Source organism: Comamonas sp. 17RB, from assembly GCF_030056555.1.
GTDB classification, from domain to species: Bacteria; Pseudomonadota; Gammaproteobacteria; order Burkholderiales; family Burkholderiaceae_C; genus Comamonas; species Comamonas terrigena.
Genome location: NZ_JASHHY010000007.1, coordinates 62,736 through 83,682 on the forward strand (window position 1 = coordinate 62,736; position 20,947 = coordinate 83,682).

16 protein-coding genes are annotated in these 20,947 nt (G+C 64.7%); 13 read left to right on the forward strand and 3 right to left on the reverse strand.

Annotated features, from left to right (window positions below):
* Positions 1 to 149: 149 nt before the first annotated feature.
* A complete protein-coding gene (ilvA, locus tag QM470_RS13425) occupies positions 150 to 1,706 on the reverse strand; it encodes a threonine ammonia-lyase, biosynthetic (RefSeq protein WP_066540258.1) in 1,557 nt (518 codons plus the stop codon).
* A gap of 426 nt (positions 1,707 to 2,132) precedes the next feature.
* Here ilvA and QM470_RS13430 point away from each other — a divergent pair, with 426 nt between their 5' ends.
* From QM470_RS13430 to QM470_RS13440, 3 genes are all read left to right on the forward strand, one after another.
* Positions 2,133 to 2,582 carry an OsmC family protein gene (locus QM470_RS13430; protein ID WP_283339620.1) on the forward strand — a complete coding sequence of 150 codons (450 nt, stop codon included), beginning with the start codon at positions 2,133 to 2,135 and terminating at the stop codon, positions 2,580 to 2,582.
* 250 nt (positions 2,583 to 2,832) lie between these two features.
* Entirely contained in the window at positions 2,833 to 3,900 is a 1,068-nt protein-coding gene (locus tag QM470_RS13435; RefSeq protein WP_283339621.1) for a porin, read from the forward strand.
* 180 nt (positions 3,901 to 4,080) lie between these two features.
* Positions 4,081 to 5,406, forward strand: a complete 1,326-nt coding sequence (locus QM470_RS13440) for a porin (protein WP_283339622.1) — start codon at positions 4,081 to 4,083, stop codon at positions 5,404 to 5,406.
* 41 nt (positions 5,407 to 5,447) lie between these two features.
* Here the strand turns inward: QM470_RS13440 and QM470_RS13445 are convergent, their stop codons facing one another.
* Positions 5,448 to 6,302: a MurR/RpiR family transcriptional regulator gene (locus QM470_RS13445; protein ID WP_283339623.1), complete on the reverse strand. Its 855-nt coding sequence runs from the start codon at positions 6,300 to 6,302 to the stop codon at positions 5,448 to 5,450.
* A 119-nt stretch (positions 6,303 to 6,421) separates the two neighbouring features.
* Here QM470_RS13445 and tal point away from each other — a divergent pair, with 119 nt between their 5' ends.
* The 9 genes from tal (at position 6,422) to QM470_RS13490 (ending at position 18,746) form a co-directional block, all read left to right on the forward strand.
* Positions 6,422 to 7,378, forward strand: coding sequence for a transaldolase (gene tal, locus QM470_RS13450; protein ID WP_283339624.1), 957 nt, complete (start codon positions 6,422 to 6,424; stop codon positions 7,376 to 7,378).
* A gap of 33 nt (positions 7,379 to 7,411) precedes the next feature.
* Entirely contained in the window at positions 7,412 to 9,001 is a 1,590-nt protein-coding gene (pgi, locus tag QM470_RS13455; protein ID WP_283339625.1) for a glucose-6-phosphate isomerase, read from the forward strand.
* Positions 9,002 to 9,463: 462 nt separating this feature from the next.
* Positions 9,464 to 11,698, forward strand: a complete 2,235-nt coding sequence (locus tag QM470_RS13460) for a TonB-dependent siderophore receptor (protein WP_283339626.1) — start codon at positions 9,464 to 9,466, stop codon at positions 11,696 to 11,698.
* Positions 11,699 to 11,711: 13 nt separating this feature from the next.
* Positions 11,712 to 12,002 carry a hypothetical protein gene (locus QM470_RS13465; protein WP_283339627.1) on the forward strand — a complete coding sequence of 97 codons (291 nt, stop codon included), beginning with the start codon at positions 11,712 to 11,714 and terminating at the stop codon, positions 12,000 to 12,002.
* 3 nt (positions 12,003 to 12,005) lie between these two features.
* Positions 12,006 to 13,730 (forward strand): PepSY-associated TM helix domain-containing protein, encoded by a 1,725-nt coding sequence (locus tag QM470_RS13470; protein WP_283339628.1) that lies wholly within the window; start codon positions 12,006 to 12,008, stop codon positions 13,728 to 13,730.
* Positions 13,727 to 14,092 carry a DUF3325 domain-containing protein gene (locus QM470_RS13475; protein ID WP_283339629.1) on the forward strand — a complete coding sequence of 122 codons (366 nt, stop codon included), beginning with the start codon at positions 13,727 to 13,729 and terminating at the stop codon, positions 14,090 to 14,092. Before QM470_RS13470 ends, QM470_RS13475 begins: the two co-directional genes overlap by 4 nt.
* Before the next feature lie 63 nt (positions 14,093 to 14,155).
* Complete coding sequence (locus QM470_RS13480) at positions 14,156 to 15,337, forward strand: efflux RND transporter periplasmic adaptor subunit (RefSeq protein ID WP_283339771.1); 1,182 nt, start codon at positions 14,156 to 14,158, stop codon at positions 15,335 to 15,337.
* Entirely contained in the window at positions 15,331 to 17,346 is a 2,016-nt protein-coding gene (locus tag QM470_RS13485; RefSeq protein WP_502846843.1) for an ABC transporter permease, read from the forward strand. Before QM470_RS13480 ends, QM470_RS13485 begins: the two co-directional genes overlap by 7 nt.
* Before the next feature lie 2 nt (positions 17,347 to 17,348).
* Positions 17,349 to 18,746 (forward strand): efflux transporter outer membrane subunit, encoded by a 1,398-nt coding sequence (locus QM470_RS13490; protein ID WP_283339631.1) that lies wholly within the window; start codon positions 17,349 to 17,351, stop codon positions 18,744 to 18,746.
* A gap of 89 nt (positions 18,747 to 18,835) precedes the next feature.
* On the opposite strand, the gene QM470_RS13495 is transcribed toward QM470_RS13490, so the two are convergent.
* Entirely contained in the window at positions 18,836 to 19,756 is a 921-nt protein-coding gene (locus QM470_RS13495; protein ID WP_283339632.1) for a LysR family transcriptional regulator, read from the reverse strand.
* 211 nt (positions 19,757 to 19,967) lie between these two features.
* Here QM470_RS13495 and QM470_RS13500 point away from each other — a divergent pair, with 211 nt between their 5' ends.
* Positions 19,968 to 20,798 carry an alpha/beta hydrolase gene (locus QM470_RS13500; RefSeq protein WP_283339633.1) on the forward strand — a complete coding sequence of 277 codons (831 nt, stop codon included), beginning with the start codon at positions 19,968 to 19,970 and terminating at the stop codon, positions 20,796 to 20,798.
* The last annotated feature ends 149 nt before the right edge of the window (positions 20,799 to 20,947 follow it).

A 20,947-nucleotide genomic window follows, 5' to 3' on the forward strand; every position in this document is an offset into this window, starting at 1 on the left:
CAGGGAACAAGGTGTGGAACACACAGCGTCGGAACACTGTATCGGATGCGGCGTGCGGAGCTGGCGCCGCCTTTCCCGCCGCAGCGGGAAGGGGGCGGCACGTTACGCCTCTCGAGACGAGAGGGGGCAGCGCTGCCGTGCAGTGCGGCTTATTTCAGGAACAGCTGGTAGGCCGGGTTGTCGGTTTCCTCGACCCAGGGATAGCCCAGTTGCTTGAGGAAGCTCTCGAACTTCTTGCTGTCCTTGGCCGGTACCTGCATGCCGACCAGGATGCGGCCATAGTCAGCGCCCTGGTTGCGGTAATGGAACAGCGAGATGTTCCAGGTCGGGGCCATCAGGCTGAGGAACTTGAACAGTGCGCCCGGACGCTCGGGGAAGACAAAGCGCAGCAGGCGCTCGTCCTGGGCCAGCGGCGAATGGCCGCCCACCATGTGGCGCAGATGTTCCTTGGCCATTTCATCGAAGGTCAGGTCCAGCGCCTCGAAGCCGTTTTTCTGGAAGTTCTTGCAGATCTTCTCGGATTCGCCCTTGGTCGGCGTGGTCAGGCCCACAAACACATGGGCCTTGCTGTCGTGGCTGATGCGGTAATTGAACTCGGTCACGCTGCGTGGGCCGCCGGGCAGCTTGCCCACCACTTCGCAAAAATGCCTGAAGCTGCCGCGCTCTTCGGGGATGGTCACAGCAAACAGCGCTTCGCGCTCTTCGCCCACCTCGGCGCGCTCTGCCACAAAGCGCAGGCGGTCGAAGTTCATGTTGGCGCCGCTCAGGATGGCGGCATAGGTTTCGCCCTTGGTCTTGTGCCGGGCCACGTACTGCTTGATGGCAGCCACGCCCAGGGCGCCGGAGGGCTCGACGATGGAGCGGGTGTCGGTGAAGATGTCCTTGATGGCGGCGCAGACGGCATCGGTGTCCACGGTCACAAAGTCGTCCACCAGGCCCTGAGTGATGCGGAAGGTTTCCTCACCCACCAGCTTCACGGCGGTGCCGTCGGCAAACAGGCCGACATCGGCCAGCTCCACGCGCTGGGCGGCCTGCACCGACTGCTGCATGGCGTTGGAGTCCTTGGTGTGCACGCCAATCACCTTCACGTCCGGCCGCACGGCCTTGATGTAATTGGCCACGCCGGCAATCAGGCCGCCGCCACCAATGGGCACGAACACGGCGTCGAGGCGCTGGCTGCCCAGTTGCTGCAGCTGGCGCAGCATTTCCATGGCAATGGTGCCCTGGCCGGCAATCACGTCCGGGTCGTCAAAGGGGTGGACAAAGGTCAGGCCCTGTTCTTTTTGCAGCTTGACGGCGTGCTTGTAGGCGTCGGAATAGCTTTCACCTGCCAGCACCGCTTCGCCGCCCAGGGCGATCACGGCGTCGATCTTCACCTGGGGCGTGGTGGTGGGCATCACGATGACGGCCCGGCAACCCAGCTTCCTGGCGCTCATGGCCGTGCCCTGGGCGTGGTTGCCGGCGGAGGCGCAGATCACGCCTTTTTGCAGCTGCTCGGCCGACAGATGGGCCATCTTGTTGTAGGCGCCGCGCAGCTTGAAGCTGAAGACGGGCTGCTGGTCTTCGCGCTTGAGCAGCACCTTGTTGTGCAGGCGGCGGCTGAGGCTCTTGGCAATGTCCAGGTCCGACTCCACGGCCACGTCGTAGACGCGTGCATTGAGGATGCGGGTCAGATAGTCGGCAGGGGTGAGGGGTGTCTTCGTCATGGAATAGGTGCCAGAAGCGGTGTCGCAGCGCCGGTGGGCGGTGCGCGAGGGCTACCATCATAGGCATTTGCCGCCCGGATGCTGCAGCGCACACTACGTAGCCGGCCACCGTATGGGATGGTGCTCAGGCCGACATGGGTCGATGTGGTGCCGGCAATCCTGCCGTGTGCGCCGGGGGCAGCACGAAAAAAAGCCCCAAGCCGTTGCGGGCTTGGGGCTGAATCCACCGTTAGAGGAGGTGGAGGAGACAATCGGTGCGGGGACGAAGAGAAAGTCTTCTTCGTGCTGTCCATCCGACAATCGGATAACGCATGATTCGCATTGTATGCAGTTTTCTGTTGCGTCGCAACAAATACTGAATTTTCAGGAACGGCTGAAACTTTCGGCCGGACTACGCTTACGCTTAGCACTAGGGAGAACCTTGATATGGAATGCACCGTCAGCTGGACTGGCGCTACGGGCACGCGCTCGGGCATGGGCTTTATTGCAGAAACCGGTAGCGGCCACATCCTGGCCATGGATGGCGCGCCGGACGAAAAGAACCCCTCCAACGGCGGCCAGAACCTGGCGCCCCGCCCGATGGAGGCGCTGCTGGCCGGCACCGGCGGCTGCACGGCCTATGACGTGGTGCTGATCCTGAAGCGCGGCCGTCACGATGTGCGCGGCTGCAGTGTCAAGTTATCGGCGGAACGTGCCGATACAGAACCCAAGGTGTTCACCGCCATCAACATGCATTTCACCGTGACGGGCAAAGGCGTGCCCGCCACCGCCGTGGAGCGTGCGATCGCCATGAGCCATGAGAAGTACTGCTCCGCCAGCATCATGCTGGGCAAAACGGCGCAGATCACCACCAGCTTCGACATCGTCGAGGGCTGAATAGCAGCACACGGCCCCGTGCACTGTCACGGGGCGCAGGGGCGGGCGTCATTCGCATCTGTTGCTTAAGAGCAACGTAAAAGCGCGTTTTTGGCATTCATGTAGGTGAATTGCTTTGCGCATCCCTCCCCGGTCTGGTGCAATAGGCTCAACTTCCCCACCAGGAGGTTGGCGCGGATGTCGGCCAGGTTGTCCTGTAAGAAGACGATTCCCGCTCCGTAGCCCTCTGTAAACCTTGGAGTAACTCGCAATGAAGAAATCTCTGATCGCCCTGGCTGTGCTGGCTGCTTCCGGCGCCGCAATGGCCCAATCCTCCGTGACCGTGTTCGGCGTGATCGACGAAGCCGTGACCTATGTCAACGGTGCTGACAACTGGAACGGCATCCAATCCGGCGGCAACGCTACCAGCCGTATCGGTTTCCGCGGCGTGGAAGACCTGGGCGGTGGCCTGAAGGCCAACTTCTGGCTGGAAGGTGGTCTGCTGGCTGACCAAGGCACGGGCAATACCGCCGGCCAAACCGGTCTGGACTTCCAACGCCGTTCGACCGTGGGCCTGGAAGGCGGCTTCGGTGAAGTGCGTCTGGGTCGTGATCTGACCGAAGCCTACAAGGCCACCAGCCGTTACGACGTGTTCGGCCAAGTGGGTCTGGGCGTGTCGCGTCTGTGGGCTAACAACACTCTGGGTTCTGGCGCCAACGCAGTTGCTCTGACTAGCCAACGCGTCAGCAACATGGTCACCTACGTGTCCCCCAACATCAGCGGTTTCAAGGCTGCTGTGAACTATGGCTTCGGTGAAGTCGCTGGTGAAAACCGCGACAGCCGTTACGTCGGTGCTGGCCTGACCTATGACAACGGCCCTCTGAGCCTGGGTCTGTCGGGCGAGCGTTCGAACCGTGGCGCCAACAGCAATGTGACGCGTGACGTGACCGCATGGGCCCTGGGTGGTTCGTACGACCTGGGCGTGGTGAAGCTGTCCGCTGCTTACCGCGATTCCAGCGCCAAGAATGTGGCTGGCGACAAGAACAAGGCCAAGGGTTACTACCTGGGTCTGTCCGCTCCTGTTGGCGCTGCTGGCGAAGTGAAGGCTTCGTACAACCGTTACGAAGGCGAAATCGCCGGTGCTGACAAGCACAAGGCCGACCAGTTTGCTCTGGGCTATGTGCACAACCTGTCCAAGCGCACTGCTCTGTACGGTACCTACGCCTACATCAAGAACAAGGATGACGGCGCTCTGGGTCAAACCCTGGGCACTGCCGCCACTCTGAAGGACAACGGCTCGCAGCACGGTCTGCAAGTCGGTATCCGTCACGCTTTCTAATGGAATGCAGGCGCAAGCCTGCTTCGGTTAGCAAGACCAAAAACCAGCCTTCGGGCTGGTTTTTTCGTTTAGGGTTTCTGCCTGTGGCAAAAAAGCACGCGAGTGCACTTTTGTCGCCCCGCCCCTTCTAGAATGAAATTGCACACAGCCAATTACACATATTCACGAAGGAGACAGCTGATGCATACAAAGACCGCGGTGAGCGTGGCAATCGCTCTGGTGGGCCTGGGAGGCTCGCTGGCCGCCCAGGCGCAGAGCAAGGTGGAGTTGTGGGGCATTGTGGACGTCGGCGTGCGCCACACCAACAACGAAGGTGCCGGCAAGGACGGCCTGACCAAGATGATTGGCGGCGGCATGTCCCAGAGCCGCTGGGGCCTGAATGTCGAAGAAGACCTGGGTGGCGGCTCCAAGGCCTTGGCGCACCTGGAGCACCGTTTCAATGCGGATACCGGGGAGAAGGATGCGACAGCGCCTTTCTTCCAGTTGTCCTATGTGGGTCTGCAAGGTCCCTACGGCAAGCTGACCATGGGCCGTCAGTGGAATGTGCTGTTTGATGTGGTGACTTCCACCTACGCATCCTTCCCCTACTCGCCCTATATGGATGCCTACAAGCCGGAACTGGGGATGGCGGCTGGTGCGCGCTCCAGCAATTCGCTCAAGTACACCTTGGCGACGCCGTCGCGCAACTGGGTGGGTACGCTGCAGTATTCGTTTGCAGAAGGTAACAACGCGGACGCCTTGGCAGCCGGTGCCAGCGCCCGGGCTGCGCAGACACAGGCCAATTTGACGTCTCCGGCCAACATCGGCACTACCGCGGCAGCAGCAACCGCAGCAGGATTGACAGTGCAGCAATATGTTGCCGGGCAGGTTGGAGCCGCTGTGAACAGCTACGCCGCAGCCAATATCCCGGCTGTGGCCGGGGGAGCGTTGAAGCAGGTGGGCGGTTTCTTGCGTTATTCCGAGAACGGCATTTCGCTGGGCGGTGGTTATCTGCGCACTTCGCTGCCTGGTGGCTCCGATCTGGATGCATGGACGATGGGGGGCTCCTATCGCTCGGGTCCGTTGTACGTCAATCTGGGCTACGGTCTGAACAAGATCAAGATCGAGCGTGCAGGGTCAACGGATATTGCCGGTCAGATTCGCAATGCGACCGATCTGGCGATCGTGGGCAGCATGTGGTCGGGGCAGACCAATGGCGGCTTCCAGCCGGGTGATGCCAACAAGCGCCAGATGGTGAAGGTGGGCTTTGGCTACCAGATCACCCCGCAGATCAATGCAGGCCTGCATTACTTCCATGCCAAACAATCGGGCGGGGCTTCGGGCCTGTACAACGGCAAGGCCAATTTCATGATCGCCGCCGTGGATTACGCATTCAGCAAGCGCACGGATGCCTATTTCGCGGTGGACCACACACGCATCAGCGGTGGTGCCGGCATGGAAATCGATACAGCCAGCCATGCACGTACCCGCACGGGTATCACTGCGGGTCTGCGTCATCGTTTCTGACGCTGCGCAGCTTGCAAAAAACCGGCCATCGGCCGGTTTTTTCATTGTTCCGGGCTGTGGCGCTTGGACTGGAGGTTGGTGCGCAATTGCTGCAGCTGGTTTTGCAGCTCGGGCCCCATCTGCAGGGCGACGTGGGTGGCGAGCACATCGATGATCAGCAAATGCAGCAGGCGGGAGACCATGGGGCTGTACACGTCATAGCCTTCCGGGTGGTCGGCTGCCAGATGGATGTCGCACAGACTGGCCAGAGGGGAGTGGCTGGCGGTGATGGCAATCACGGTGGCACCGTTGGCCTTGGCAATTTCCGCGGCGTCCAGCAGATCCCGGGTGCGACCGGAATTGGACACGATGACCGCGCAGTCGCCCGGACGCAGCATGGTGGCACTCAGCACCTGGATATGTCCGTCGCTGCTGGACAGGCAGGTGATGCCCAGGCGAAAGAACTTGTGCTGGCCGTCCTGGGCCACGATGCCGGAATTGCCAGCGCCGTAAAACTCCAGCCGCTGGCCTTGTTTCCAGGTGCGCAAAATGGCCAGGCCGGCCTGCTCCAGCTGAGCCGGGGAGGCTGCATTGCGGTACTGCAAAAATGCGGCGACGGAGTTGTCGATGACCTTGACCAGAACATCGGCCGGCTTGTCGTCCGGATCGACACTGCGGTGGATGAAGGGCACGCCTTCATTGGCATGGCCGGCCAGTTTCAGTTTGAAGTCCGCTAGGCCGTCATAGCCCATGCTGCGGCAAAAGCGCACCACCGTGGGTTTGCTGACATGGGCGCGTTCGGCCAGCTCGCGCACCGGCAGATGGGCGAATGCCTTGGGGTCGTGCAGAACCAGTTCGCCCACACGCTGTTCGGCGGGGGCGAGGGAGGGGAGGGAGGCAGCTATCCGGTCCAGCATGACAAACACTTGCGTTATTCAAAAAAGGCACACAGCGCAGGCGCATACACTTACGCCCCAGCGGCCGGAGCTTTTGCCGGCCGATGCAACTGTCAGGCTTTCACATCAGGATCAGAAGTATGAACCAGCTCGAAGCGCTCAAGCGCTGGACGACGGTGGTCGCAGACACCGGTGATTTTCAGCAGATGGAACAGTTTCGTCCCCAGGACGCCACCACCAATCCATCGTTGATTTTGAAAGCCGTGCAGAAACCGGAATATGCCCCATTGCTGCAACAAGTGGTTGCGCAGGGTAAAGGGGCGGAGATTTCTGCGCTGATGGACCAGTTGATCGTGCGCTTCGGGTGCGAGATCCTGACCAAGGTGCCGGGGCGCGTGTCCACGGAGGTGGATGCCCGCCTGTCGTTCGATGTGGCCGCCACCGTGGCGCGGGCGCAGCGCATTGTGGCCCTGTACCGGGCACAGGGTGTGGATACGGCGTCACGGGTGCTGATCAAGGTCGCAGCCACCTGGGAAGGCATCCAGGCCGCCCGCCAGCTGGAGCGGGAAGGCATTCACACCAATCTGACGCTGCTGTTCTCGCGCTGCCAGGCCATTGCCTGTGGCGATGCAGGGGTGCAGCTGATTTCGCCCTTTGTGGGGCGCATCTACGACTGGTACAAAAAGCAGGCCGGTGCGGGCTGGGACGAGGCGGCCATGGCCGGTGACAACGACCCCGGCGTGCAGTCGGTGCGCAGCATCTTTGATTACTACAAGCACTTTGGCATTCGCACCGAGGTGATGGGGGCCAGCTTTCGCAATGTGGGGCAGATTCTGGCCTTGGCCGGCTGTGACCTGCTGACCATTGCGCCCGATCTGCTGGCGCAACTGCAAGCCGCTTCCGGTGACGTGCCGCACAAGCTGAATGCGGCAGCGGCCCGGGACATGGCGTTGGAGCGTGTGCACTATGACGAAGCCGGTTTCCGCTTTGCCCTGAACGCGGACGCCATGGCCACGGAAAAACTGGCCGAAGGCATCCGCGCCTTTGTGGTCGATGCGGTGAAGCTGGAGCAACTGATGCAGGCAGCGGCGGTTTGAATCGGGTATCCGAACAACAAAGAGACACCGTGAATGGGTTGTGATCAGACGTCCGCATGGCAGTCCTTGGCGCTGCTGCGTAGCCAACAGACCCAGGACTGGGACATTCGGGGTGCATTTGCCAGCGATGCGCGGCGGCTGACGGATTTCAGTCTGCAAGCCCCCCATGTGTTTGCAGACCTGTCCAAAAACGCCTGGGATGCACAGGTCGAGGCCGCGCTAATGGCCCTGGCGCGCGAGCGCCGTCTGGAGTCTTGGCGTACGGCCTTGTTTGCGGGGGAGGCCATCAACACCTCCGAGCACCGTGCGGCCATGCACTGGCTGCTGCGCATGCCGGCCGATGGCGGTGAACTGGCGGCAGCCCTGTCCGGTAATGCGGCATTGCAGCAGCCCTTGCGCGATGTGCACCAGACGCTGGATGCCATGCTGGCGCTGTCCGAGCAGGTGCGGGGCGATGCGCTCATCACCGATGTGGTGAATATCGGCATTGGCGGCTCCCACCTGGGGCCGGAAGTGGCGGTGAATGCGCTCGAAGACTGGGTGACCACCGGCAAGCGCTTTCACTTTGTCTCCAATGTCGATGGCCACGAACTGGGCCATGTGCTGGACAAGGTGGATGTCCGGCACACGCTGTTCATCGTGGCCTCCAAGTCTTTCACCACGGCGGAAACCATGCTCAATGCCCGTTCGGCACGGGCATGGTTCATGGCGCAGACGGCCGCACTGTCTGCCGAAGAACAGGCGCAGGCCGTGGCGCGCCACTTTGTCGCGCTGACCACCAACACGGCTGCTGCGGCAGATTTTGGTATCCACACCACCTTGCCGTTCTGGGACTGGGTGGGGGGGCGCTATTCGCTGTGGTCCGCCATCGGCCTGCCGGTGGCGATTGCGGTGGGGGCGCAGCGCTTTCGCGAGATGCTGGCTGGCGCCCACGCCATGGATGCGCATTTCGTGCAGGCGCCGCTGGAGCAGAACCTGCCGGTGCGTCTGGCGCTGCTGGACGTCTGGTACCGCAACTTCATGGGCTATGGAAGCCGTTGCATGGCCGCCTACAGCCATGGCCTGCGCCGCCTGCCGGCCTATTTGCAGCAGCTGGAAATGGAGAGCAACGGCAAGAGCGTGGACCGCGACGGTCGGCCTGTACGGGTGCAGACCTCGGCCGTGGTCTGGGGCGAGCCCGGCACCAACGGCCAGCATGCGTTCTTCCAGATGCTGCACCAGGGCCAGGATGTGGTGCCGGTGGAATTCATCGCCCTGCGCGACGGCGGCAAGCATCTGGGGGCCCACCACCGCAGCCTGGTGGTGAACGCAGTGGCCCAGGCCCAGGCCCTGCTGATGGGGCGTCACGATGGTCGGCCCGAACAGCATTGCCCGGGCAACCGGCCCAGCACTTTCCTGCTGCTGGAACGGCTGGATCCGGCCTCGTTCGGTGCCCTGGTGGCGCTGTATGAGCACCGCGTGTTCTGCTCGGGCGTGATCTGGGGCATCAACAGCTTTGACCAGTGGGGGGTGGAGCTGGGCAAGCTGCTGGCCAGGGACCTGCAGGACCGCATTGCCCGCAAGGACTGGCAAGGGGTGGATGCCTCGACCACGGCGCTGGTGCGCCAGCTGCTGCTGGACTGAACGGCGGCTCCCGGCGACGGTGGTGCCATGGGGTGTGCGCCGTCGCGCCACACCATGGATCTCTGGTGGTGCGGCACATCCCGGGCTTGGATGCTTTCTCTGGGCGCCTTGGAACACCGGGGTGTGTACTGCCGCATCTTTGTCACTCTTGGCTTCTGCCCTCGTGCCGCTCCGTTGGCGGCGGTGGTCCGGTGCATTCCACTGCAACCAATCCCGCCCTTTGACACGTTGCCGCTATCAGTGATTGCTGTGGACGATCCGTCGCTGTATTTTTTGCGCCAATGCAGTTCGCAAAAATTTGCGCGTACTTTACAATTCTTAATGGAACTAAGAATCATTCTTGGTTATCAAGCTGCCAGCCTACGGTCTCCGTCTTAGCCACAGCACTTCTGCTTGCCCGTGGCGGAGCGCATCGTGCTGTTCCCATGGGGTATTCCGTGGTTTCCGCACTTTGAGTCGTTCATGTCCGCTCGCTTTCTCTCTTCCGGTCGCCATGCAGCCCCTGGCGCTGTGCGCGCCTGCGCCCTGGCCGCAGCCTCTTTGTTTTTTCTCCTCGATGCCAGCTGGGCGCAAAGCGCTGCGGCCACTGCCAACACCACCGCCCTGGGCGAAGTGACCGTCACGGAAAAGTCGGCCCCCAGTGTGTACAGCGAGGCCCAGGATTCCTACGTCCCCCAGGGGGTGGAAGTGGGCAAGGCGGCGCAATCGCTGCGGGAGATACCGCAGTCCGTCACCGTCGTCACACGCCAGCGCATGGACGACCAGGCACTGCGCACGCTGGACGATGTGATGAACCAGACCACGGGGGTCACCCGTGAAGAGACCTGGCTGGACACCACCTACCTGTCGCGCGGTCTGGAGATCAAGAACATCCGCTATGACGGCGGTGCGGCCAATTCGACGCGATCCGGCAACCGCAGCCTGGACATGGCGCAGTTCGACAGCGTCAGCCTGCTGCGCGGTGCCGATGGCATGTTCGGTGCTGGCGAGGCCGGTGGTGTCATCAACTTCACCTACAAGCGGCCCCAGGCACAGCGCCAGACGCAGGTGCTGTTGTCCGGCGGCACGCTGAACAACTACCGGGCAGAGCTGGATACCACGGGGGCGCTCAACGCCACAGGCAGCGTGCGCGGCCGCTTTGTGGCGGTCAACCACGATCGCCGTGAAATGGCAGATCCGTCGCGCCTGAAGCGGCAGATGCTGTATGGCGCCCTGGAAATGGACCTGAGCGCCACCACCCTGCTGATGCTGGGTGCCAGCTACCAAAAAGACCGCAATACCGGCTTCAATGCCAGCTTGCCGCGCTACGCCGACGGCAGCGACATCGGCCTGCCACGTGACACCAATATGGGGGCGCCCTGGAACTGGATCGAGCGCGAGAACAAGACGGTGTTTGCCAAGCTGGAGCACCAGCTCTCTTCCGATTGGCAGTTGAAGGCGCAGGTGCGGCATACGCGCTTCCATGAAGGCGTGAATGGCGCGGAAATCGAAAGCGCACCAGACCCGGTCACCCTGGAAGGCGCGGATTGGTGGATTCACCAAAGCAAGACCCGTTCGCGTGAAACCAGCCTGGATGTGAACGTCCAGGGCGGCTTCGATGCCTTCGGTCAACGCCACGATGTGATTGTGGGCTGGGACATGCAGCGCACCAGCGATATCGTTCGCAGCCTCTGGCCGATGATCGGCCCTGCCGATGTGTTCAACCGTATCCCGCCGGTCAACCCCGGCTATCCGCTGGGGGCATGGGACAGCGGTTCGCAAACCAGCACCCAGAAGTCCGGCCTGTATGGTTCTTTGCGTCTGCGCCCTGTCAAGGACTGGGCCGTGGTGCTGGGGGGGCGCTACACCTTGCGGGACAGCAACACCCAGTACGACATGAGCGGGGCACTCAACTCCCGCAGCCGGGAAAACGGGGTCTTCGTGCCCTATGCCGGCGTGGTCTACGACTGGTCCGCCACCACCAGCCTGTACGCCAGCACGGCAGAAATCTACCAGTCGCAGGCAGGCAAGTTCTCCGCCCCCTTGCCAGGCACGCCGCTGGATCCGGTGCGTGGCCGGACCTACGAGCTGGGCATCAAGAGCCAATGGGGCAAGGACCTGATCGCCAGCGCGGCGCTGTTCCGTACGGAAAAAAAGGGCGAGGCAGCCTATGACCCTGCTTACCCGCAAACCAACTGGCGTGGCGGTTGCTGTTATTTCCGGGATGGCTACCTGCTCAGCCAGGGCATCGACCTGGAGCTGACAGGGCGCATCACGCCCAATCTGCAGTTGGCGGTGGGCTACACCTACAACGACAACGAAAACAAGCGCCAGGACGATGCACAGTTCAGCACGATCACGCCGCGCCATCTGTTCAAGGCCTGGGCGGACTACCGCATGACCGGCGCCATGCGCGGCTGGAGCCTGGGGGCGGGTGTGGTGGCGCAGAGCTCGAACTTCCGTTCCGGCGGCATCAATGCCTACAACCCGGTCACGGGCCGCTATGACGGCGCATGGACGCCGTACCAGTTCACCTCGCCTGGCCAGGCCGTCTGGTCTGCGCGTCTGGGCTACGCCATCAATCCGGATTGGAGTGTGGCCATGAACGTGGGCAATCTGTTTGACAAGACCTACTACAGCACCGTGGGCTACGCCGGTTACGGCAACTTCTACGGCGAAAAGCGCACGGTGACGGTCACCTTGAAGGGCCGATTCTGATCGGGCAGGGCGCATGAGCCGCTACCTCGATCGCCATCCAGGCATGGGGTTGGTGCTGCGCATTGCGGCGGCGGTGCTGGGGGGCTATGCGCTTGCCAGCGCCTGGGCGGTGCTGTGCGGGGCCTGGGCCCCCGCACGGGTGGAAGGCATTCTGGCGGGGGAGCAGACCAGCTGGCTGCTCTATGTGATGGCGGTGATCTGGGCCTTCTCCCCGGTGGCTCTGGGCAGGGTGTGGGCCGTGTTGGTGGCTGCCACGCTGGCCATGCTAGCGGCCGCCGTGTGGATGGCGCAGCGGGGAGCTTGAAGCATGCACAAGCAGGCAAAACCTTCGGGTGCAGGGCAAGGCGGTTTCCGGCAGGCGCAGGCATGGCTGCATACCTGGTGCGGCCTGTGGTTCTCCTGGTTGCTGTTTGCGGTCTTTCTGACCGGGACCCTGGCGGTGTTCGAAGACCCCATCACCCACTGGATGACCCCGGAGCACCATGCCGAGGAAGCGGCCGCCGCGCGCGCCGACGGCCCTGGGCCATCTGGGCCGACGGGGTCCATGCACCAGCGTCTGGCCTGGGGCCTGGCCTATATGCAGCAGCAGCACCCCGGCGCCAGCATGTGGGAGCTGTGGCCTGCCGACGCCCAGGGCGCCGGCGAACTGCGGGTGTACTGGCTGGATGCACAAGGCGAGTACGCCGAGGCCCAGCTGGATCCGCGCACGGGCGAGGCCTTGCCGCAGGCGTCCCATCCGCCGCTGCGCCAGACCCTGGGGGGCCACCATTTCGTCAACTTCCACTATGAGCTGCATGCCGGCCAGGTCGGGCTGTGGATCGTCGGGATCGCCGCCCTCGCCATGCTGGTGGCACTGGTCAGCGGCGTGATCACGCACAGGCGCATCTTCAAGGACTTCTTCACATTCCGCCCCGGCAAAGGGCAGCGCAGCTGGCTGGATGCCCACAACGCCGTGGCAGTGCTGACCTTGCCGTTTCAGCTGATGATCGCCTACACCGGGATTGCCCTGTCCGGGCTGACCTTCATGCCGGCGGGCATTGCCGCGTACTTTAGGGCAGGCCAGGACGGCACGCGTGCTTTCCAGGCGGCACTGAACGAACCAGGCAAGCCGGTGCGATCCGGGCAGGCCATGGAGGTGCCGGACCTGGAGCCCTTGGTGCTGCGCGGTCAGGCACTGATCGGACAGCCGGTGCGGGCGGTGGTGATTGACCACCCGGGTGACGCTGCGGCGCGCATTGGCGTGTACGGCTGGAACGACGCGGACAGTGTGCGCCAGCGCCTGAGTCCGACCAGCGGCATGGCCATGTTCTCTGCGGCGACCGGAAGCCTGCAGCAGGTGCGCCTGCCGGGCGCCGTGGATGGCGGTACCCCCTCGTTGGTGCAGTCGGTGCTGGGAGGGCTGCACATGGTGACCTTTGGCGGTCTGGCACTCAAGTGGGTGTACTTTGTGTGCGGCTTGGCAGGCAGCGCCATGATGGCCACGGGTGCGATCCTGTTCGTGGTCAAGCGCCGGGCCAAGCATATGGGGGAATTCGGCAGTGCCACCACCGCGGTCTACCGCCTGATCGAAGGGCTCAATGTGGCGGCCATTGCGGGCCTCGCTGTGGCCTGTGTCGGGTTCTTGTGGGGCAACCGCCTGGTGCCTCTGGGCCTGGCGCACCGGGATGGCAGGGAGCTGGGGGTGTTCTTCGGCACCTGGGCGCTGGCATTGCTGCACGCCTGGATGCGTCCGCCACCCGCTGCCTGGCGTGAACAGCTGGCGGCGCTGGCGCTGCTGTGTGTCTTTTTGCCGGTGCTCAACTTCCTGACCACCGGTGACCATCTTCCGGCCCATATGCTGGAAGGGGACTGGGAAAGTGCGGCCGTCGAACTGTTTGTGCTGGCCACAGGCATCGCTGCGGCCTGTGTATGGTTGCGGCTGCGCCTGCGCCGCGTCCCACAGCCGAAGCCACGGCGCACAGCCACGGTGCCCGTTGATGGGGTGAGCGCCAACGCGATGCCTTCGCGGGTCCGGCCGGAGGGCGGCACATGAACCTGCTGCAGGCATCCCTGCTGGCCTGGCTGTTGTCCTTCGGCGGCATGGTGGCATTGGCCTTCGCCATGGACCGCCATTACACACAATGGACCGGGCGGGAAGAGATCCCGCCGGCGTTGCGTGGGCTGCTGCGCGGTGTGGGTGTGCTGCTGCTGGTGGGCGTCTGGATCCCTAGCGTAGCGGGCTGGAGTGCCTCCGTGGGCACGGTGGTGGCCATCGGTTTCTGGTCGCTGGGCGCGTTGCTGACGGCGGGAGGCATGTCCTGGTCCCCACGCTGGACGGCACGCGCCGGTGCGGTGGCGGCGTTGCTGGGGGTGAGCGGCTGCGTGCTCCCGCTGCTGCCGGCCATGCGGTGGTGAGGCCGGAATGGGAATGTCGGTGGCGCAAGCTGGTTGTTATTGTTTTTTGAAAGTACTCCTTTGATGCAGGTTGGTGGATTGAGGCGTTGGACGGTGGTGGCCCTGGCGGCCGCAAGTGGAATAGCCGGTGTTCTGTGGTGGGCCAGCCGGCCCCACACGGCCTACCAGACGGAGGCGGTGGCCCGCGGGGATGTGGAGGCCACGGTGACGGCCATCGGCACCTTGCAGCCGCGCCGCTATGTGGATGTGGGGGCGCAGGTCTCGGGGCAGATCACGCGTTTGCTGGTGGCCCCCGGTACCACGGTGGAAAAGGGCGCGTTGCTGGTCGAGATCGACCCCAGCGTGCAACGCGCCACGGTCGATGCCGGGCGTGCATCGCTGGCAGGCTTGCGCGCGCAGCTGGCCGAACAGCAGGCACAGCACCGGCTGGCCCAGCAGCAGTGGGAGCGCCAGCAGCAGATGGCCCGGGAAGGGGCCACGCGCGACGAGGATGTGCAGTCTGCCCAGGCACAGCTGGCAGGCGCTGCGGCACGCATCGAGCATCTCAAGGCGCAGATCGAGCAGACCCAGGCCACCCTCAAGGCCGATGAAGCCCGCCTGGGCTACACCCGCATCTATGCCCCCATGGCCGGCACCGTGGTGACGGTCGAGGCACGCGAAGGCCAGACGCTCAACGCCACCTACCAAACCCCCAATATCCTGCGCATCGCGGATCTGACGGCCATGACCGTCTGGACCGATGTCTCGGAGGCCGATGTGCGCCGGGTCAAGCCGGGCATGCCGGTGTACTTCACCACCCTGGGCAGTGCAGGCCAGGACAAGCCGCGCCGCTGGAGCAGCGAAGTGCGCCAGGTCTTGCCGGCACCGTCTGCCAGCGTGGCGCCGGCCGGCAACGCGGCCAATGCGCCTGCAGCAGCCACCAAGGCGGTGGCCTATACGGTGCTGTTCGATGTGGACAACCTGGATGCCGAGCTGATGCCGCAGATGACGGCACAGGTGGTCTTTGTCGCGGAGCGGGCTCCCCAGGCCTTGACGGTGCCCCTGGTGGCGCTGCAGCCTGATGCCAAGGGCGACGGCCAGGTGGTGCGTGTCTTGAACGCGCGCGGCCAGCCGGAATCCCGCGCCGTGCAAACCGGTGTACGCAGCCGCCACCAGGTGGCCGTGCTGCAGGGGCTGGAAGAGGGCGAGAAGGTGGTCACGGGTGAAACCACCAGTGCAGGCGGGCTGCGGTGGCTGCAATGGTGAGCACGGAATCGGCGCCTTCCTCGGTATCTGCAGATCGTTCCGTCCCCCTGATTGCGCTGCGCGGCATCTGCAAGCACTACGGCGGCAGCGGCGGCCAGCCGGAAGTCACGGTCCTGCGCGGCATTGATCTGGACATCCACGCCGGCGAATTTGTCGCGGTGGTCGGCAGCTCGGGCTCGGGCAAGTCCACGCTGATGAACATCCTGGGCTGCCTGGACCGTCCCAGCCAGGGCAGCTACCACTTCCAGGGTCAGGATGTGGGCCAACTGGATGCGGATGCGCTGGCATGGCTGCGGCGCGAAGCCTTTGGCTTTGTGTTCCAGGGCTACCACCTGATCGCCAGCGAAACCGCCCAGGAGAACGTGGAGATGCCCGCCATCTATGCCGGCGTCTCCAAGGAAGCGCGGATGCAAAGGGCGCAGAGCCTGCTGCATCGCCTGGGTTTGAGCACCAGGCTGCACAACCGGCCCCACCAGCTTTCCGGCGGGCAGCAGCAGCGGGTGTCGATCGCCCGGGCATTGATGAATGGCGGCAGCGTGATCCTGGCCGACGAGCCGACCGGCGCGCTGGACTCCCAGAGCGGGGCCGAAGTCATGGCCCTGCTGAACGAGCTGGCCGATGCCGGGCACACCATCCTGCTGATCACGCACGACCGGTCCGTGGCGGCCCAGGCGCGGCGCGTGATTGAAATCCACGATGGCCGCATCGTGAGCGACAGCCAGAGCCGGCACACGGCGGACCAGGACGCGGTACCGGCACAGCCGCGGACCATCCCGGCGGCGAAAGATGCGCCGCACCAGACAGCCACGGCTTCCTGGTGGGCCGATCTGCTGGAAGCGGCCCGCAGCGCCTGGCGCGGCATGGTCGTGAACCGGGTGCGTACCAGCCTGACTTTGCTGGGCATCGTGATTGGCGTGGCTTCGGTGATCGTGATGCTGGCCATCGGGGAGGGGGCGCGCCGGCAGGTGATGGAGCGCATGGGCACCATGGGGACGGCCATTCTCTACATGGGGAGCAAGCCGCCTGCCACCGGCGGACCGGCTGGGCAACTGACCGAGGAGGATTTGCAGGCCGTGCGCGAGCTGCCGGAAATCCGCCGCGTGTTGCCGGTCATCGGAGACCCGGTCACCGTGCGCTACGGCAGCGCGGACAAGCAGCTCTATGTGTTTGCCGCCAGCGAGGAAATGCCGGCCGTTCACCACTGGTCGGTGGCGCAGGGGCGTTTCTACACCCAGGCGGAAGACCATGACCTGGCACCCCTGGTGGTGCTGGGGCACAAGGCCTGGAAGCACTTCTTCCCCGATACCCCGAATCCGCTGGGCAAGCAGCTGATCATCGGCAACTCGGCCTTCGAGGTGATTGGCGTCATGAGCGAGCGCGGGGCAGATTCCGGTGCCCAGGACTATGACGACATGGTGTTCATCCCCTACAACGCGGGCCGGGCCCGCGTCTACCAAAGCCAGACCCAGCCGGACTATGTGGTGGTGGAGGCCATGTCCTCCACCCAGGTCCATGCGGCAGAGACCGCCATGCGCCAGTTGCTGATCGCTCGCCATGCCGGGCGGGAGGACTTTGGCATCGGCAACGCCGCGGCACGCATCCAGGCCGAAGCGGCCACCCGCAAGAGCATGGCCATGATGCTGGGCCTGATTGCGGCGGTCTCGCTGGTGGTCGGCGGGATCGGGGTGATGAATGTGATGCTGATGACGGTCAAGGAGCGCACACGGGAAATCGGCATCCGCATGGCCGTGGGCGCGCGCCAGCGCGACATCCTGCGGCAGTTCCTGACCGAAGCCAGCCTGGTGACCCTGGTTGGCGGCAGCGTGGGCCTGCTGGTCGGGCTGGCGGTGGGGGCGGTGCTGATCGCCGCCGAGGTCGCCGTGGTGTTTTCGGTGCGGGCCATGCTGGGCGCATTTGCCTGTGCAGTGATCACCGGGCTGATCTTTGGCTACAAGCCGGCCCAGACCGCTGCGCGTCTGGACCCGGTACGGGCATTGGCAGGAGAGTAGGAATGCAGGTATTTGCAATCGCCGGGGCATGTGCGGCCCTGTTGGCGTTAATGGGGTGCGCGGCACCCTCGGTGCAACCCGCCGCATGGGCGCCGGCCCTGCCGACCCAGTGGCAGCAGGCGGCGCAGGGGGATCTGCTGCCGGTGAACCAGGATTGGTGGCGCAGCCTGGGCAGTGCCGAACTGGATGCCCTGGTGGCGCAGGCCCACCAAGGCAGCTGGGACATTGCTGCAGCAGCGGCCCGTGTGGACCAGGCCGCTGCCAGTGCACGCCAGGCCGGCGCTTCGCTGCTGCCGGCGATGACGGCCAATGTAGATGCCGGCCGGCAAGGCCGGTTCGGTGGGCAGGCCACCGTCAGCGGGACCCGCTATGGCGCCGCGCTGTCGGCCAGCTATGAGCTGGATTTCTGGGGACGGAACCGGTCTGCGCTGGAGGGGGCCCAGGCCAGCGTGCGCGCCAGCACTTATGACCGCGATACCGTGCAACTGACCGTGACCGCAGGGGTGGCCAGTGCATGGCTGCAAGGCGTTGCCTTGCGGGAGCGTGCCGAGATTGCACACTCCAATCTGCGCAGCGCCGAACGGCTGCTGCAGTTGATTGACTCGCGGGTGCGCGCCGGTGCGGCTTCACCGCTGGACCTGGCGCAGCAGCGCGGGCTGGTGGCAGCGCAGCGGCGCAGCCTGGCCCTGCTGGAGCAGCAGGTGGCCCTGACCCAGACCTCCATGGAGATACTGCTGGGACAAACACCGGCTGCGCCCATGGCGGAGCGCAGCGTGATGGCCCTGCGTGCCCCCGCGCTGGATGCGGGCCTGCCATCGGAACTGCTGGTCCGCCGCCCGGACGTGGCGCGGGCCGAGGCACAGCTGGCCGCCGCCCATGCCGATGTGGCGGTGGCCCGTGCGGCCATGCTGCCGCGCCTGACTTTGACCAGCAGCCTGGGCACCGGCGATGACCGGCTGGGCGGGATGTTCGACAACCCCTTGTATACGCTGGCCGCGGGGTTGGTCGCCCCGGTGTTCGACGCCGGCAGACTGGCTGCGGGCCACGAGCTGGCCCAGGCACGGCAAGCGGAGCTTCTGGCGGTCTACCGGCAAACCATCGTCCAGGCCCTGGGCGATGTGCAGACAGCGCTGCATACGCTGGCTGGGGTGGATGCGCAAATCCTGGCGCACACCCAGGAGCTGGAGCAGGCGCGCCGTGCGCTGGCGCTGGCCGAGGTGCGTTACCGCGCAGGGGCTGAAAGCCTGCTGGCGCTGCTGGAAACCCAGCGCACCCTCTATGCAGCCCAGGACCAGGCGGTCCAGTTGCAGAACGATCGCCTGCAAGGGCATGTGGCCTTGTACAAGGCGCTGGGGGGCGGCTGGTCGCTGCAGACGGCGACGGAACTGCCAGCTTCCTAGGGGCGCAGTTCTCCAGGGCTGCGGTATCCCGCGTGCCCCTGAAGGCATGTGCCGCGTGGAACACGCAGCGCATGCCTTTGTCCTTCGTATCAGGCGGCGCTGCGCTGCAGATGCGGGTTCTGCACAAACAGCTCGGCCGCCCAGTCCACAAAGGCGCGTACCTTGGCGCTCAGGTGGCGGTTGGGCGGGTAGACCACATAGACGGGCAGCAGCGGCTGGGTCCATTCGGGCAGCAGCTGCACCAGCTCGCCGGCATCCAGATGGCTCTGGGCCTGGAAGGTGGTGATCTGGCCCACGCCCCGGCCCGCAACGATGGCCGCCACATAGGCATTGGCTTCGTTCACGGCCAGCTGGGCCGGGCTGCCGATTTCCAGCACTTCCCCGCCGCGGTGGAATTCCAGCGGGTAGCGGCGCATGGAAACCGGTGAGAAATAGATCACGTTGAGGTGGCCGTTCTCCAGATCCAGCGGGTGCTGGGGCGTGCCGTACTGGGCCAGATAACCGGGTGCGGCCACGGTCACGAATTCGAGGTTGCCGATACGCCGTGCCACCAGGGACTGCTCGGACAGCTCGCCGCCACGGATCACGCAGTCCACGTTGTCACCGATCAGGTCCACCGTGCGGTCGCTGACACCCAGGTCGATCTGGATGTCGGGGTAGCGCGCCTGGAATTCGGCCAGCCGCGGAATGATGAGCAGGCGTGCCATGGATGTGCCCACGTCCACGCGCAGCCGCCCGCGCGGCGCGGCACGTGCCTGGCTGAGACTGGCTTCCATGTCGTCAAAGTCGGCCAGCAGCCGCACGACGCGGTCGTAATAGGCTGCGCCGTCGGCCGTGACCGTGACCCGGCGGGTCGTGCGGTTGAGCAACTTGACGCGCAAGCGCGCCTCCAGGGCCTGGACGTGTTTGGTCACCGTGCCCTTGGGCAATTGCAGTGAATCGGCCGCGCGCGTGAACGTGCCGGCTTCGACCACGCGCGCAAACAGGCGCATGGCCTGGATCTGGTCCATGGACTCTCCCTTTTTCCTTCTCTGCCCCGACAGGGGCAGAAGAATTCTCACACGCAGTTCCCTGCTCCATTGTTCGGGAATTGGAAACACTGCGGTGGCAATTGCCCGGTTTATCGGGGCCCTTTGCCGCGCTACATTTGCCCTCATCCGGTTTTGTCCGGTCCTGTTTGGTTCTGTCAGGTCCTGCCCGATCCCATTCGGCCCCACCACCATGTCCACCACCTCCGCTGTCCCGTCGCCACCGTCCGTCTGCACCGATTCCATCCTCACCGTGGCCGGTCAGGAGGTGGCAGTGCGCGTCTACGGCAGCAAGCCGGCGGGCCAGGTGCTCCCTCTGGTGGTGCATTTCCACGGAGGGGCCTTTGTCTCGGGTGATCTGGACAACGGCTGCACCGTGGCCACCCTGTTGGAAGGCGCTGGCGCCCGTGTGGTTTCGGTGGCCTACCCGCTCTCGCCGTTTCCCCAACCGCTGGAAACCGGGTATGCCGTGTTGCAGTGGGCCTACAAGCAGCGCACGCGGCTGGCCGGTGCTGGTGCCCAGGTGTACCTGGCCGGTGAAGAGGCAGGCGGCAATCTGGCGGCCGGTGTGGCCCTGATGGCGCGTGACCAGTCGCATCCGCCGCTGGCAGGACAGATCCTGTTGTCGCCCATGCTGGATCCCTGTGTGGGCACACCCTCGCTGCGCGCGGCCACAGGGACCGCCACCGCCTGCAAATGGGCCGATGGCTGGCTCAAGTTCCTGGGGTGCACGCGCGATGCCGAGCACCCTTATGCCGTGCCCGGTGCCGCACAGCGCCTGGCAGGCCTGCCGCCCACCCTGGTGCTGGTGGGCAGCGACGACCCCATGCACGACGAAGCCCTGGCCTATGCGGCCCGGCTTGAGGCCGCGGGTCTGTCTGTGACCCGCCACGTGTTCAACCAGGCGCAGCAATGGCCCGACGCCCTGCTGCAGCCCGGCACCCGCGCCTGTCCCTGTGCGGACGAGGTGCAGGAGCAGTTCCGCCGCTTCTTTGCAGACAGCCGATGTCGGCCCTCGCCGTGACGGACGCTCCCCCACTGCCACTGAATCTTTGCCTGTGACCGCTGCCTGAGCTCCAGACCGCTGGAGCATGGTCACGGTATCCCCTGACCGGCACCCGCCGGGGCAGGTCCTCCTGTTGTTCGGTTTTTTCCGGCGTGATCTGCCGGAGG